This is a genomic window from Rathayibacter sp. VKM Ac-2879, from assembly GCF_015351245.1.
GTDB lineage: Bacteria > Actinomycetota > Actinomycetes > Actinomycetales > Microbacteriaceae > Rathayibacter.
Genome location: NZ_JADKSO010000005.1, coordinates 86999 through 101031, shown reverse-complemented (window position 1 = coordinate 101031; position 14033 = coordinate 86999). Strand labels below are relative to the sequence as shown.

Sequence of the window (14033 nt, the reverse complement as noted above, 5' to 3'; positions counted from 1 at the left end):
CCGCTACGAACGTGTAACCAACGTGTGAACGGCGGGTGCCCCGACCGCTCGAGGTTCAGTACGCGACGCTCGTGGCCGCCGAGGTGAGGGCCGCGCGGAGGAGCGCGAGCGTCTCCGCGGTCGTGCCCGCGTGCGCGCTGAAGCGCACGGTCCCCGGGCGCAGGCGAGCGGTGACTCCATGCGCGGCGAGGGAGGCGGCCAGGGGCGCGAGCTCCTCCGGCGCGGGCTCCACCGCCACCAGCCCCGCGCGCTCGCGCTCGTCGCGCGAGCCGACCACGGCGAGACCGAACTCGTCGGCGAGATCGATGATCGCGCCCACACGCTCCGCGACGAGGGCGGCGATCGTCGGGACTCCGACCGCCGCGATGTCCTCGAGAGCGGTGGCGAGTCGCGCCTGCGCGATCGGGTCGGGCTTGCTGAGGCTCAAGGCCTGCGCGTCGCCCCGAGGAGGCGGCACCGCGTCCCAGGGCTCGGCGTCCGCCGCTCCGCTCCACCCCGACAGCACCGGCGACACGCGGGCGAGGCCGCGCTCGCTGAGCGTCAGGAATCCGGTCCCCCAGCCCGCGCGTACCCATTTCTGACCGCCAGAAACGACGACGTCCGCGAGCTCGTACGGCGCATCGACGACTCCGAAACCCTGGATGGCGTCGAGGATGAGCAGCCGATCGCCGATCACGTCGCGGATCGCGGCGACGTCGACCAGGTAGCCGGTTCGGGAGTCGACGAGACTGACGGCGACGGCCGCCACCTCCCGAGTGAGCTGCGCGCGGACCGCCTCCGGCGTCACCCGCCCCTGCTCGGCACGCAGCCACAGCGGCTCGACCGCACTCCTGGCCTGCGCGGCACGGACGACCGCGAACGGGAGGCTCGGGAACTCGCCCGGCGACACCAGGACTCCTCCCGAGAGCCCGAAGAGCACGTGCATCAGCCCTGTCGAGGTGGTGGGCTGAAAGACGACCTGATCGGCGGGGACGCGGGCCAGAGCGGCAACCGCCTCCCGGACCCGTTCGTCCTGACGGAACAGCTCGTCAAGGGTCGCGGCCCGCGCGCGCTGGAGGAGTCGGGTCGCCGACTCCTGCTCGGCGGCGACGCTCGTCGACATCGGCCCTACCCGGCCGTAGTCGAGGTAGCCCAGCTCCTCGCCGAACGTCGAGAGGAACGCGGCCTCTCCCGCGGGAGTCGGCGTGGACGCATCGATCGAGCTCATTGCGGCCTCTCGGAGGGGTGGCGCGGCACGGGCCGCGGGGTCAGCTGCCGAAGCGGCGGTGGCGGCTTGCGTAGTCACGGAGCGCCCGGAGGAAGTCGACCTCGCGGATGTCCGGCCCGAGCGCCTCCATGAAGTAGAACTCGCTGTGTGCGCTCTGCCAGAGCATGAAGTCCGAGAGTCGCTGCTCTCCCGAGGTGCGGATCACCAGATCGGGATCCGGTTGCCCGCTCGTATAGAGATGCTCGCCGATCAGCTCGGGCGTGAGCAGTTCGGCGACGTCCTCGATCGAGGAGCCGCGCTTGCCGTGCTCGTCGAGGATGCTGCGCACGGCCTGCGCGATCTCGTGTCGGCCGCCGTATCCGACCGCGAGGTTGACATGCAAGCCGGTGTGGGAGGCGGTGCGTTCCTCTGCCGCGTCGAGCGCCGCCACGAGCGCGGCGGGCAGTCCTTCGTCGGAGCCCACGTGCTGCACACGCCACTCGGGCTGCTGCGCGACCTCCTCGGCGAGGTCCGCGATGATCGCGACGAGCTCGCTCAGCTCGGAGCTCTCGCGACCGACGAGGTTGTCCTGCGAGAGCAGGTAGAGCGTCACATGCCTCACGCCGAGCTCATCGCACCACTGGAGGAACTCGTGCACTTTCGCGGCACCCGCCCGGTGCCCGTGGGCCGCGGTCTCGAGCGCGCGCTGCCGCGCCCAGCGCCGGTTTCCGTCGATGATCATCGCGACGTGATGGGGAAGGCTCTCCGGCGCGAGACTCGCGCGGAGGCGTTTCTTGTAGACGCCGTACAGGAGGTCCGTCCCCGCGGGCAGTCTGGGTCTGGGCACGGATACACGCTAGCCGACGGCGCGAGCGCGCCGGAGCGCGGCGATCCCCCACTCCGCGCGTCGAGCCGCGGGCCGTAGTCTGTGGCGCATGAGCGCCCGGCCCACTCCCTCCTCCTCCGACCCCTCCGCCGAAGCCGAGGCGGAGCGCGGCGCGACGGAGGCGCTGCCGAGTCTCCCGCTGCTCGAGGACGAGATCGAGCACGGTCCCGCCGCCGAGGCCCCGCCGACCTGGCGCGGCTGGATCCACGCCGGCCTTTTCCCGTTCGCGCTCATCGCTGGCGTCGTGCTGATCGTCTTGGCCGACGGAGCTCCCGCGAAGGCGGCGGCGGCCGTTTTCGCGACGTCATCGCTGCTGCTGTTCGGCAACTCCGCGCTCTACCACCGCTTCACGTGGACTCCGCGGACGAAGCTTGTCCTCAAGCGGATCGATCACGCCAACATCTTCCTGTTGATCGCGGGGACCTACACCCCTCTCGCCGTCCTCGCCCTGCCTCCGGCACAGGGCACGTTGCTCCTCGTCCTGGTCTGGGCGGGTGCGCTGCTCGGGATCGGGTTCCGCGTCTTCTGGATCTCGGCGCCGCGCTGGCTCTACGTGCCCCTCTACCTTCTGCTGGGCTGGGCCGCGGTGATGTACCTCGGCCCGCTGTTCGAGGCGAGCGCGGCGATGATGGTGCTCGTCATCGTCGGTGGACTCTGCTACACCGCGGGAGCCGTGATCTACGGGATCAAGAAGCCGAACCCGGTTCCGGGGGTCTTCGGCTTCCACGAGATCTTCCACGCGCTCACGGCCGTCGCGTTCCTCTGCCACTGGACGGCCGCGCTGCTCGTCTGCCTCCACCCCTCCTACAACGGAGGCTGAGTCCGACCCTGTTCCTCGGCCCGCTGCTCCTCGGCTCGCTGGGCCTCCTCAGCGTCGAGACGCTCGGTCACTTGCGCACGGTACGTGGTGCGGCGGACCCGTCGCACCATGTCGACGGCCAGCAGGACGACGGCGACGGCGATGACGAGCATCGTGACGAAGCCGAACAGGCCCGGTGTCACCGTGTCCTCGTTGAAGTCGGGCCCCGGGGCCGGCACGGAGGTGGCGGCGTGCATCGCGGCTGCGCGGGCGCCGTCGACCAGGAGCGCGATCACGCGGACGCTCCGGTCGGGCGCGCGGGTTCGGCAGGGATCAGCGGGACCACGGGAGCGGGGGCGAGCTCGGCGACCGGAATGCCCGCGAACAGCTCGGTCTCGGGGATCGGCGCCTCCACGCGGCTCTCGACGAGCTGAAAGTCGTCGGTCGGCCAGGCCGCGTCGATGGCCTCGTGCGGGAGGAAGAAGAAGGCACTGTCCGGCGCGACCTGGCTCGCATGCGCCCTCAGGGCCGCATCACGACGGTCGTGGAAGCCCGAGATGACGATGCGCGTGGTAGCGAGGTACGGAGTGTCGTCGTTCCAGCGCCGCATCTCCTCGAAGGTCGCCAGCAGCGGGTCCTCCGGATCGCGCGAGCGCAGATAGTCGGCGATCGCGCGCAGTTTTTGCGAGCTGAACACGCGGTCGTAGTAGAGCTTCGAGACGCTCCATGGCTCGCCGAGGCCGGGATACTCCTCGCTCGACCCGGCGGCGCGGAACGCCTCGACGGCGACCTGATGGGCGCGGATGTGGTCGGGGTGGGGGTAGCCGCCGTTCTCGTCATAGCTGACGATCACGTGCGGACGGAATCGGCGTACCAGTCGCACGAGCGGCGCGGCGGCGGTCGCGAGCGGCAGGCCCGCGAACGAGGAGGCGTCCACCGCGCCGTCCTCGGGCATCCCGGAGTCGACGAAGCCCAGCCAGGTGTGCTCCACGCGGAGCACTTCCTGCGCCGCGGCCATCTCGCTGCGGCGCAGGCCCGCGATGTCGCGCTCGGCGTGCGCGCGCGCCTCCAACGCCTCGTTGAGGATCGAGCCCGCCTCGCCCCCCGTGCACGAGACGACCATCACCTGGGCGCCGCGATCGGCGTAGGAGGCGAGCGTCGACGCGCCTTTGCTCGACTCGTCGTCGGGGTGGGCGTGCACGGAGAGGAGACGCGGGACCTCGCGCACCTCCGAATCGACGGAGACGTCGGCGGCCTGGGACACGATCGCTCGATTCCTCGGGGTTTAATGGGACGGATGCGGCGTCCACGAACGGGTGCGCGTCACCCGACCAGAGTAGACGCATCACCAAGGGAGTTCCGTGGCCGCGCGCACGTCCGAGAGTGAAGCCGGGCTCGGCGACGAGCCGCTCGAGGCCGACGAGCTGCGCTCGGCCGGCCCGCTCGCCTCCCGCTACGGCCGATCGCGCCGCAGCCGCCGCGGCAGCCGGTGGCTCTTCGGAGGCGTGGCTCTGGCGTTCGTCGCCGTGTTCGCCGCGTGGGTGGTGTGGGCGGGTCTCGATGGCACGCACGACGGCGTGGACGCTCAGGACACCGCTCACCTCATCGTCGACGACCGTGCGGTCGACGTGTCGTTCGATCTCACCGCGCCGCCGGGCCGCGAGGTCGCGTGCGCGGTGCAGGCACTCAACGAGCAGTCCGCCGTGGTCGGCTGGCGCGTGGTGGTCTACCCGGCCTCGACGGAGCGGTTCCGCTCCTTCACCGAGACCGTGCGCACCACGGAGCTCGCGAACACAGGTTTGATCTCCTCCTGCTGGCTCCCGTAGGGTTGCCGGGTGCCCTGACGGACTCGTCGGGGCCTTGTTGTTTTCTCGACCGCCGCCGGGCGCCGGCCGTCCCGATCGCCGCGGATCTTCCGCCATCGGACGTCGGGGGCCCGACCCTCATGTGAGGAGCCCATCATGGCCGACCAGTCCCAGGTCACCTGGATGACCCAGGAGTCGTACGACCGCCTCCAGGCGGAGCTCACCGAGCTGTCCACCGCCGGACGGGAGGAGATCGCGAAGCGCATCGAGGTCGCGCGCGAAGAGGGCGACCTCAAGGAGAACGGCGGCTATCACGCGGCGAAGGACGAGCAGGGCAAGATCGAGGCGCGCATCCGCCAGCTGACGGCGCTGTTGCGCGAGGCCGAGATCGGCACGCCTCCCGAGAGCCACGGCGTCGTCGAGGCGGGCACGATCATCACCGCCGAGATCGCCGGCGACGAGTCGCGTTTCCTCCTGGGCAACCGCGAGATGGCAGGCGAGAGCGACCTCGACGTCTACAGCCCGCAGAGCCCTCTCGGCTCGGCGATCATGGGCCTCAGCGTCGGCGACGCCACACGCTTCACGGCGCCCAACGGCCGCGAGATCGAGGTCCGCGTCGCGAACGTCGAGACCTGGAACGGCCACTGACGCCTCCGGCGCGGACGCCGGCGAGAGGCCGTTTCGGGGCACCGCCCTCGATGTGTCGCCCTCCTCGAGGGCATCGCGCCGACGGCGAACAGCTCAGTTGCGGGCGATCCGGGGCGCGTAGCCGGCGTCGACCAGCGTCTGCAGGACGCGATCGGCATGCTCCGGCCCCCGTGTCTCGACGCTGATCTCGATCTCGACCTCGCTGATCTGCAAGCCACGTCCATGCCGAGTATGCAGCACCTCGACCACGTTCGCGTTTGCTTCCGAGATGAGGTCGGCGATGCGCGCGAGCTGGCCCGGACGATCGGGCAGCCCGATGCTCATCTTGAGGTAGCGCTCGGACGCGGCGAGCCCGCGGCTGATCACCCGCTCCATCATGAGCGGGTCGATGTTGCCGCCCGAGAGGATCACGGCCGTCGGCCCCGCGTCGCGGACCTTGCCGGTGAGCAGCGCGGCGACCCCCACAGCCCCGGCTGGCTCGACTACGAGCTTCGCCCGCTCGAGCAGCACCAGTATCGCGCGCGCGATGTCGTCATCCTCGACGGTGACGACCTCGTCGACGATCTCGCGGATGATCTCGAAGTTCAGCTGCCCGGGTTTCGCCACGGCGATGCCGTCGGCGATCGTCGGAGTGATCGTGATCGCCGTCGGCTCTCCGCTCGCGAGCGAGAGCGGGTACGGCGCGGCGTTCGCGGCCTGGACGCCGATGATGCGCAGCGTGCGCCCCTCCTCCGCGGCCTTCTGCTTCGCCGCCGAGGCGACGCCCGCGATGAGACCGCCACCGCCGATCGGGACGACGATCGTCTCGACGCCCGGAGCCTGCTCGAGGATCTCCAGACCGATCGTGCCCTGTCCTGTGATGACGTCCGGGTGGTCGTACGGAGGCACGAACACCGCCCCCGTACGCTCCGCGAACTCGGCCGCCGCCGCCAGCGCCTCGTTGAAGATGTGACCGCTGAGCACCACGTCGGCGCCGTAATCGCGGGTCGCCGCGAGCTTGGGCAGTGCGACTCCGATGGGCATGAAGATGGTCGCCTTGATGCCGAGCTCGCGCGCGGCGAAGGCGACACCCTGAGCGTGATTGCCCGCGGAGGCGGCGACGACTCCTCGTGCCCGCTCCTCGGAGGTCAGCCGCGAGAGCCGGAAGACCGCGCCGCGGATCTTGTAGGAGCCGGTGCGCTGCAGGTTCTCGCACTTGAGGAACACGGGCGCGCCCAGCACCTGGGCGAGGAAGGTGCTCGTCTCCATCGGTGTCGAGGCGATGACCGGCGCGATGACAGCACGGGCCGCCTCGAACTCGTGGAGTGAGGGTCCGGCAACGCGGCTAGTCTGCATGCTCTTCGGCAACTTTCTCGGGAGAGCGGATCGGCGAGCGCCAGGCTCCGCTCGCGACGTAATTGACCATGACGTTGAGGGTCGCGACGAAGGGCACCGCGAAGAACGCGCCCGCGATGCCCGCGACGATGGAGCCTCCAGCGACGGCGAGCACGACCGCGAGCGGGTGCACCTTCACTGCGGAGCCCATGATGAGCGGCTGGAGGATGTGCCCCTCGAGCTGCTGCACGCCGAGCACCACGATCAGCAGGATGAGGGCGATGAAGGGCCCGTTGTACACGAGTGCGATGAAGACGGCGAGCGCCCCCGTGACGACCGCGCCGATGACGGGCACGAAGGAGCCGAGGAACACCAGAACACCGATCGGGATGGCCAGCGGCACCCCGAGGACGAACGCACCGAGGCCGATGCCGACGGCGTCGACGAACGCCACCAGGATCTGGACCTTGACGAAGTTGGTGAGGGTGATCCAGCCGGCACGACCGGCTCCGTCGACGGCGGGGCGAGCGCGCCGGGGGAACAGCCGAACGACCCACGTCCAGATGTTCGGGCCATCGATGAGGATGAAGAGGGTCGAGAAGAGGGTCAGCAGCACGCCGGTGAGCACGTGGCCCACGGTCGAGCCGACGCTGACGGCACCGCTGACGAGCATTCCCGAGTCCTGCTGGACCGCGGCGAGCGCCTGCTGCGCATACCGGTTGATGTCGCTCTCCGTCAGGTGCAGCGGCGACTGGAGCAGCCAGTCCTTGAACTGGTCGTACGACTGAACGGTCTGCCTGCTGAGGTCGCCGAACCCGGCCGTCACCTGCGTGACGACCAGGAACACGAGGCCCCCGATCACGAGGATGATGCCGAGCTCGGACACGACGATCGCGAGCCACTTGGGCCAGTGGTGCCGCTGGAGGAACGTGGAGAACGGCACGAGGAGGGCCGCGATGACGATCGCGAGCAGCAGCGGGATGACAATCAGCCGCAGCTCGATGACGAGCAGCGCCACGACGGCGAGAGCGGCGACGACCACGAGGATGCGCCAGGCCCAGGCGCCGGCGATGCGCATCCCGTCACTCACGAAGGCGGAATCCGCGGCGGCGGGCGGGGAGGGAGCGGGGAGTGCGGGCCGGTCGGCGCGCGGGCCGGAGGTGCGGCGGGACCTGCCGAGTCTCATCTGCCCAGACTAGGCCCCGGCGCATTCCGTGCGCGGTATCTCGATGCGCACCGGGCGAACCGGCAGGAAGGGCGGCCGGCGGAATCCCCCGCCTCCCCCGACGACGATCGTCGACAGCGATGTCGGTGGTCTTCGCTAGCGTGGTCGCACCATGACCGAGCAGCTCTCCCCCGCCCTCGCGCGCCGCATCGCCCTCGCCGCGCAGGGCTTCGGCGTCCCGCGCCCTGCGAGAGTCGGCGCGCGCCAGGTGGTCGCCGCGGTCGATCGCCTTCGGCCGTTGCAGCTCGACTCGGTCAACGTCTTCGAGCGGAGTCACTATCTGCCGCTGCTCGCCCGGCTCGGCCCCTACGAGCGCTCCCTCCTCGACGCCGCCGCCTTCAGCCCGAGCGGTCCCTTCCTCGAGTATTGGGCGCACGAGGCCGCCCTGATCCGCCGCGAAGACCTGCCGCTGTACCGATGGCGGATGGAGCAGTACCGCCGCGTCCGCCTTCCCGAGCACGAAGGGTGGGCGGCCGAGAACCGCGCCACGCTCGACTGGCTGCGCGCGGCGCTCGCCGACGGGCCGCTGCGGGCCTCCGAGATCGAGCACGAGGCCAACACCCGCACCGGGCCGTGGTGGGGGTGGTCCGACATCAAGCGCGGGCTCGAGGTCCTGTTCCGGTGGGGCGAGGTCGTCACCGCGGGGCGCGTCCGCTTCGAGCGGTCCTACGGTCTCGCCGCGCAGCTGGTCCCCCGCGACGTGCTCGACGTCGAGATTCCCGCGGCCGAGGCGATGCGCGAACTCGTGCGACGCGCCTCCCGAGCGTTGGGCGTCGCGACGCTCGGCGACCTCGCCGACTACCACCGCCTCCTCCAGGCCCCCACTCGGGCGGCGGTGCTCGAGCTCGTCGAAGCGGGCGAACTCGAGCCCGTCGAGGTGCGCGGCTGGGAACGCGGCGGGCGGCCCCTCCCCCTGTGGCGGCACGTCGACTCGCGCCGCCCGCGATCGCTCCGCGCCGATGCGCTGCTGTCGCCGTTCGATCCGGTGGTGTGGCACCGGCCCCGTGCCGAGCTGTTCTTCGACTTCCACTACCGCATCGAGATCTACACGCCGGCCGAGCAGCGGGTGCACGGCTACTACGTGCTCCCCGTCCTCCTCGACGACACGATCGCGGCCCGCGTCGACCTCAAGAGCGAGCGGAGGCGTCGCGTGCTCCTCGTGCAGGCCGCGTGGCTCGAACCCGGCGCCCCCGCCGACACGGCCGAGCGCCTCGCGACGCTCCTGGTCGAGGCGGCGCAGTGGCAGGGCCTCGACGCCATCGAGATCGTCGGCGCCGGGACGCTCGCCCCCGCGCTGCTCGCGGCCCTCTCGACCCATCATCCCGAGGCGTTGGCGTGAGCGCCGACGGACCGCGCGGGGGGAGGCTCGCGCTGGCGCTCTCGGAGCGCTGCGTCGCCCTCCTGCTCGAACGGGGCACGATCATCGGAGTCACCACCGCAGAGCTCGCCCACGCGGCGGGAGTCTCACCGCGCACCTTCCATCGGTACCTCGGCAGCCGTGAGGACTGCGTGCGCCCCGTGCTCGCCGCCGCGATCTCGGCGATGGGGAGCGCCCTGCTCGCCCGGCCGGCCGAAGAGCCCCTCAACAGGGCGCTCGCCCGCGCCTTCGCGGCTGCCGCGTCCGGACCGCACCTCGCGCGAACCCTCCGGCTGCTGCCCCTGCTCACCGAGACGCCGGCCATGCGAGCCGTGTGGGCGCAGGCGCTGCACGACGGCGAGGCGGCATTGACGCCCTTCATCGCCCGGCGTATGGGCCTCGACCAGCCCTCGTCACCGCGAGCGGCTGTGCTCGCGACCGTGGTCCTCGCGCTCGTTCGCCGGGCGCTGGTCGACGCGGCGTCCGAGGGGATCGACCCGGCGCCCGTCTTCGAGGAGTACCTCTCGACCCTCGACGGCGGCCCGCTGGCCGCGCAGGGTGCGCCCGTGTAGGTGCTCAGGCTGCTGGCCGGCCGGAGCGCAGGCGGGCGAGTTAGAAGCGGGAACCCATCTCGGTCAGGCGGGCGACACGATCGGCGATGGGAGGGTGCGTCGCGAAGAGGCGCGCGACGACGCCGGGCGTGGACGGGTTCGCGATCCACAGGTGCGCCATCGACGTGTTCTGCCTGCGCATCGGGCGGCCCGTCGACTCGAGCTTGAGCAGCGCGCTCGCAAGCGCATCGGGGTGACGGGTCGTCAGGGCGCTCGTCGCGTCGGCGAGGTACTCGCGTTGGCGTGAGATCGAGAGCTGGACGACCGTCGCGACGAGAGGGGCGAGCACCATCGCGACGAGCCCCACGACGAGGAGGACGGGGTTGTTGCCTCCACCGTTGTTGTTGTTGCCGCGACCGCCTCCGAAGAACGTGAGACGCAGGAACGCGTCGGAGAGGAAACCGACCGCGACGACCAGGCCGAACACGATCATCGAGACGCGGATGTCGTAGTTGCGCACGTGACCGAGCTCGTGCGCCATCACTCCTTCGAGCTCGGCGTCATCCATGATGGCGAGCAGCCCGGTCGTCGCGGCCACGACGGCGTGTTCGGGGTCGCGTCCGGTTGCGAAGGCGTTCGGCGCCGGATCGTCGATCAGGTAGACGCGCGGCATCGGGGTCCCGGTGGCGATCGAGAGGTTCTCGACGATGCGGTAGAGGCGCGGCTCGTCGGCCTTGTCGATCGGGATGCCTCCGCTGAGCGCCACCGCCTGGCCCGCCGCGAAGAAATACTGGAAGAGCGCGTAGGCCGCCGCCACGACCAGCACGATCACGACGATGGCGGTGTTGTGGTAGATCGCGGAGGCGAGCGCGCCGAGGCCGCCGATGATGGCGAGGAACAGCACGAGGATGATCACCGTATTGCGCTTGTTCCGCGCGATGGCGCTGTACATGGCTCGCGATCCTAGAACTGCACGCGCGGAGGCTCCGAGATCGCGGCGAGGTCGCCGACCTCGAAGAACTCGCGCTCCGAGAAGCCGAGTCGGCGCGCGAAGAGGGTGTTGGGGAACACCTTCACCTTGGTGTTCATCTCGCGCACGCCGCCGTTGTAGAAGCGACGGGCTGCCTGGATCTTGTCCTCGGTGTCGACCAGTTCTCCCTGGAGCTGAAGGAAGTTCTGGCTCGCCTGCAACTGCGGGTACGCCTCCGCCACCGCGAAGATCGACTTGAGCGCCTTCTGCATGTGGTCTTCGGCGACCGAGGCTTCGGCCGGCCCCTGGGCCTGCAGCGTCTCGGCGCGCGCTTGCGTCACCGACTCGAACACCTGCCGCTCATGGGAGGCGTAGCCCTTGACCGAGTCGATCACGTTCGGGATGAGGTCGGCGCGTCGCTTGAGCTGCACCGTGATGTCGCTCCAGGCCTCGTCGACCCGGACAGCGAGCGTCACCAACGAGTTGTACGTCACCCACAGGTAGATCCCGAGGACGACGACGAGGACCACGACGATGACGAGCGGGACGAGCCATTCCATGCAACAAGTGTAGGAGTCCGGTGCTGGGGCTCCGCTGCGGTGCGGCGCATTCGCAGAGTCGCCCCGCAGGGCAGAGGCATCGCCTCGGCCCGGCTACTTCAGCGTCTTCTGCAGCAGGACCGTGCTCAACCAGCGGTCGAACTTGAAGCCGACGCGCCCCATGCGGCCGACCTCGACGAAGCCGAACTGCGCGTGCATGGCGAGCGACGCCTCCGCGCCCTTGTCGGCGATGACGGCCATGATCTGCCGGATGCCGACCGCCTTCGAGCGGTCGAGGAGCTCGATCATGAGCGCCTTGCCGAGGCCTTTGCCGGTGGAGGCTGCGCGCAGATAGATCGAGTTCTCGACGGTGAACCGGTAGGCGCGTTTGGACGACCAGGGCGAGACCATCGCGTAGCCCAGGATCTGACCAGACGGCGACGTCGCGACGATGAAGGGAAGACCGAGCTTCTGGCCGCGAGTGAACTTGGTGCGCCACTCCTTCAACGTCGAATCGTCCTCGTCGAAGGTGACCACCGTGTTGCGCACGTAATGGTTGTAGATCTCGCGGATGTCCGGCAGATCGGCCTCCCGCGCCTCCCGGATCTCGAACGAGAACTCGGTCTCGGGCGGCGGCGCCTTGCGCAGGTGCGGAGGGAGGACCCGCCGCGTCTCGTACTCTTCCTCAAGCATCTGACTCCCCTCTGACGATGGTCGACCCCGGCAACAGTATCCGCGCGCGACCGCAGAGCCGACCCGACCCGCTCAGGGCAGGTTTCCCCAGTCGACCGGCTCGGCGCCGCGTTCGGCGAGCAGCGCGTTGGCGCGGCTGAACGGGCGAGAGCCGAAGAAGCCGCGCGACGCCGACAGCGGGCTGGGATGCGCGCTCTCGATCACACCCGCGTCGCCCAGCAGAGGGCGCAGGCTCGCGGCGTCGCGGCCCCAGAGGAGGGCGACGAGGGGCTGCTGTCGCGCAGCGAGGGTGCGGATGGCGTGCTCGGTCACCCGTTCCCAGCCCTTGCCGCGGTGGGAGGCGGGAGCGCCCGGGGCGACGGTCAGCACCCGGTTGAGCAGCATGACGCCGCTCGACGTCCACCCGCTGAGGTCGCCGTGCTCGGGAGGCGTCACGCCGAGATCGTCACGCAGCTCGCGGTAGATGTTCTGGAGGCTCCGCGGCACCGGTCGGACGTGCCGCTCGACCGCGAAGGACAGCCCGATCGGGTGCCCGGGCGTCGGATAGGGATCCTGCCCGACGACGAGCACCCGCACCTGCTCGAGCGGGGCCGCGAAGGCACGCAGCACGTCGCGGCCGGCTGGCAGGTAGGAGCGCCCCGCAGCGACCTCGGCGCGCAGGAAGTCGCCCATCGCGGCGATGTCGGCGCCCACGGGCTCGAGGGCACGGGCCCAGCCGGCATCGATGAGTCCCGCCTCCGCGAGCTCTCTCAGATTCATGGGCTCAGCTCGCGGCGAGGGTCGAGACCTGCACGCCGGACGCGCCGCCGACGACCCGCCAGACCGAGCCTGCGCCCCCCACCTGCAACGCACCGGTGCCGACAGTGAGAAGCGTCGACTCGTCGAGTGCGACGCCACCGTCGACGAGCCCCGCCTCGACGGCCGCGACGAGGCGACCAAGGGTGCCCCACTGGGCAGCATGGACGTCGACGGAGACGTCGACGAGGCCGATGCCCTCGAGGACCGTGACCTCGTCGAGCTCCTCGGCCGCAGCCTCCGGGGCCACGGCCACCCCACCGATGCGGTGTCCGCCGACGATGGCACGGTCGGCCGCGACGGCCGCCCCCGCCGAAAAGCCCGCATAGGGCACGCCGGAGGAGACGAGCTCGCGCAGACGGGCGAAGCACGACTCGAGGGCATCGCGGTAGGCGGGAGTGAGTCCGCCACCGACGAAGACCCCGTCGACGTCGTCGAAGACCGCGGGGTCGATCCGGCCACCCTCGGGCTTCATGACCGGGAAGGGGTCGAGGGGCGCGACAGAGGCGAGGAGCGCGGCGTAGCCGGCGTACGCCTCCGGCCCGAGCCCGTCGTGCACGACGACGATCGCGACGCGCGGGCCCTCGATGCGGCCGACGTCGACCGCGTGGTCGCGCGCCTCCGCCAAGAAGGCGGAGTACAGCTGCTGGTCGTGCTCGACGCCGCCTCCGCCGCCGATCAGGTGGACGCTCACTCGTCGTCCTCCGCGAGGGCTCCGTCCACCGGGGGCAGGGCCGACCACGGGAAGACGATCCACCGTGGGGTGCGCCGCCAGAAGAAGTCGGGCTCGAGGACCGTCCGCGGCTTGGTGTACAGGGTGACCGTGCGCACCTCGGCGCCCATGGCGCTCAAGAGCGAGACAGAGAGGGCCAAGGTGTGGCCCGAGTCGGACACGTCGTCGACGAGGAGGATGCGCTTGCCCTGCACCGACGCCTCGTCGAGCAGGGGCGGGAGCACGACCGGCTCGGCGAGCCGGGCCTCGACCCCGGTGTAGAACTCGACGTTCAGAGCGCCGCAGCTCTTGATGCCGAGCGCGTAGGCGACGGCCCCGGCGAGGAGGAGCCCGCCGCGCGCGATCGCGACGACCAGCTCGGGGCGGAACCCCGAGGCGACCACGTCGTCGGCGAGGTGGCGCGCCGCGTCGCCGAACTCGAGCCAGCCGAGGACCTCCTTCTCCGTGGCGGCGAGGAGGGCAGCGGAGTCGTCGGCGTCGGAAACCATGAGGGACAGGCTAGGGCGTCGCGCGCCTCCGCGTCACATCGCGC

The 14033-nt window shown here is 70.8% G+C and carries 17 protein-coding genes; 5 read left to right on the top strand and 12 right to left on the bottom strand.

Annotated features, from left to right (window positions below):
• Nucleotides 1-55: 55 nt before the first annotated feature.
• Both ITJ45_RS12920 and ITJ45_RS12915 read right to left on the bottom strand, forming a co-directional pair.
• Nucleotides 56-1207, bottom strand: coding sequence for an aminotransferase class V-fold PLP-dependent enzyme (locus ITJ45_RS12920; protein ID WP_194610693.1), 1152 nt, complete (start codon nt 1205-1207; stop codon nt 56-58).
• 40 nt (nt 1208-1247) lie between these two features.
• Nucleotides 1248-2033: an isoprenyl transferase gene (locus ITJ45_RS12915; protein ID WP_323743042.1), complete on the bottom strand. Its 786-nt coding sequence runs from the start codon at nt 2031-2033 to the stop codon at nt 1248-1250.
• Between the two features lie 88 nt (nt 2034-2121).
• On the opposite strand from ITJ45_RS12915, the gene trhA reads away from it, so the two are divergent.
• Nucleotides 2122-2892, top strand: a complete 771-nt coding sequence (trhA, locus tag ITJ45_RS12910; RefSeq protein ID WP_194610695.1) for a PAQR family membrane homeostasis protein TrhA — start codon at nt 2122-2124, stop codon at nt 2890-2892.
• On the opposite strand, the gene ITJ45_RS12905 is transcribed toward trhA, so the two are convergent.
• Together ITJ45_RS12905 and mca are read right to left on the bottom strand one after the other, a co-directional pair.
• On the bottom strand, nt 2877-3167 hold the full coding sequence (locus tag ITJ45_RS12905; RefSeq protein WP_323743043.1) for a hypothetical protein: 291 nt from the start codon (nt 3165-3167) through the stop codon (nt 2877-2879). The two genes, trhA and ITJ45_RS12905, sit on opposite strands and share 16 nt — an antisense overlap.
• Nucleotides 3164-4135, bottom strand: a complete 972-nt coding sequence (gene mca, locus ITJ45_RS12900; protein ID WP_323743044.1) for a mycothiol conjugate amidase Mca — start codon at nt 4133-4135, stop codon at nt 3164-3166. The genes ITJ45_RS12905 and mca overlap by 4 nt, the downstream gene beginning before the upstream one ends.
• A gap of 97 nt (nt 4136-4232) precedes the next feature.
• Between mca and ITJ45_RS12895 the strand changes: the two genes are divergently transcribed.
• Together ITJ45_RS12895 and greA are read left to right on the top strand one after the other, a co-directional pair.
• Nucleotides 4233-4697: a DUF4307 domain-containing protein gene (locus ITJ45_RS12895; protein WP_323743045.1), complete on the top strand. Its 465-nt coding sequence runs from the start codon at nt 4233-4235 to the stop codon at nt 4695-4697.
• Nucleotides 4698-4832: 135 nt separating this feature from the next.
• Nucleotides 4833-5324, top strand: a complete 492-nt coding sequence (gene greA, locus ITJ45_RS12890) for a transcription elongation factor GreA (protein ID WP_194610697.1) — start codon at nt 4833-4835, stop codon at nt 5322-5324.
• Nucleotides 5325-5417: 93 nt separating this feature from the next.
• Here the strand turns inward: greA and ilvA are convergent, their stop codons facing one another.
• Together ilvA and ITJ45_RS12880 are read right to left on the bottom strand one after the other, a co-directional pair.
• The gene (ilvA, locus tag ITJ45_RS12885; RefSeq protein WP_194610699.1) at nt 5418-6659 is read right to left on the bottom strand and encodes a threonine ammonia-lyase; all 1242 of its coding nucleotides are present in this window, start codon (nt 6657-6659) and stop codon (nt 5418-5420) included.
• A complete protein-coding gene (locus ITJ45_RS12880) occupies nt 6649-7824 on the bottom strand; it encodes an AI-2E family transporter (protein ID WP_194610701.1) in 1176 nt (391 codons plus the stop codon). The genes ilvA and ITJ45_RS12880 overlap by 11 nt, the downstream gene beginning before the upstream one ends.
• Nucleotides 7825-7975: 151 nt before the next feature.
• Here ITJ45_RS12880 and ITJ45_RS12875 point away from each other — a divergent pair, with 151 nt between their 5' ends.
• Together ITJ45_RS12875 and ITJ45_RS12870 are read left to right on the top strand one after the other, a co-directional pair.
• Nucleotides 7976-9202, top strand: coding sequence for a winged helix-turn-helix domain-containing protein (locus tag ITJ45_RS12875; protein WP_194610704.1), 1227 nt, complete (start codon nt 7976-7978; stop codon nt 9200-9202).
• The gene (locus tag ITJ45_RS12870; protein WP_194610706.1) at nt 9199-9792 is read left to right on the top strand and encodes a TetR/AcrR family transcriptional regulator; all 594 of its coding nucleotides are present in this window, start codon (nt 9199-9201) and stop codon (nt 9790-9792) included. Before ITJ45_RS12875 ends, ITJ45_RS12870 begins: the two co-directional genes overlap by 4 nt.
• 40 nt (nt 9793-9832) lie before the next feature.
• On the opposite strand, the gene ITJ45_RS12865 is transcribed toward ITJ45_RS12870, so the two are convergent.
• The 6 genes from ITJ45_RS12865 to ITJ45_RS12840 form a co-directional block, all read right to left on the bottom strand.
• The gene (locus tag ITJ45_RS12865) at nt 9833-10723 is read right to left on the bottom strand and encodes a M48 family metalloprotease (RefSeq protein ID WP_194610708.1); all 891 of its coding nucleotides are present in this window, start codon (nt 10721-10723) and stop codon (nt 9833-9835) included.
• A gap of 11 nt (nt 10724-10734) precedes the next feature.
• A complete protein-coding gene (locus tag ITJ45_RS12860) occupies nt 10735-11301 on the bottom strand; it encodes a LemA family protein (RefSeq protein ID WP_194610709.1) in 567 nt (188 codons plus the stop codon).
• 93 nt (nt 11302-11394) lie between these two features.
• Nucleotides 11395-11973: a GNAT family N-acetyltransferase gene (locus ITJ45_RS12855; protein WP_194610710.1), complete on the bottom strand. Its 579-nt coding sequence runs from the start codon at nt 11971-11973 to the stop codon at nt 11395-11397.
• A 72-nt stretch (nt 11974-12045) separates the two neighbouring features.
• Nucleotides 12046-12732: a uracil-DNA glycosylase gene (locus ITJ45_RS12850; RefSeq protein ID WP_194610711.1), complete on the bottom strand. Its 687-nt coding sequence runs from the start codon at nt 12730-12732 to the stop codon at nt 12046-12048.
• 4 nt (nt 12733-12736) lie between these two features.
• Nucleotides 12737-13462 carry a Type 1 glutamine amidotransferase-like domain-containing protein gene (locus tag ITJ45_RS12845; protein WP_194610712.1) on the bottom strand — a complete coding sequence of 242 codons (726 nt, stop codon included), beginning with the start codon at nt 13460-13462 and terminating at the stop codon, nt 12737-12739.
• A complete protein-coding gene (locus ITJ45_RS12840; protein ID WP_194610713.1) occupies nt 13459-13989 on the bottom strand; it encodes a phosphoribosyltransferase in 531 nt (176 codons plus the stop codon). The genes ITJ45_RS12845 and ITJ45_RS12840 overlap by 4 nt, the downstream gene beginning before the upstream one ends.
• Nucleotides 13990-14033: the final 44 nt, after the last annotated feature.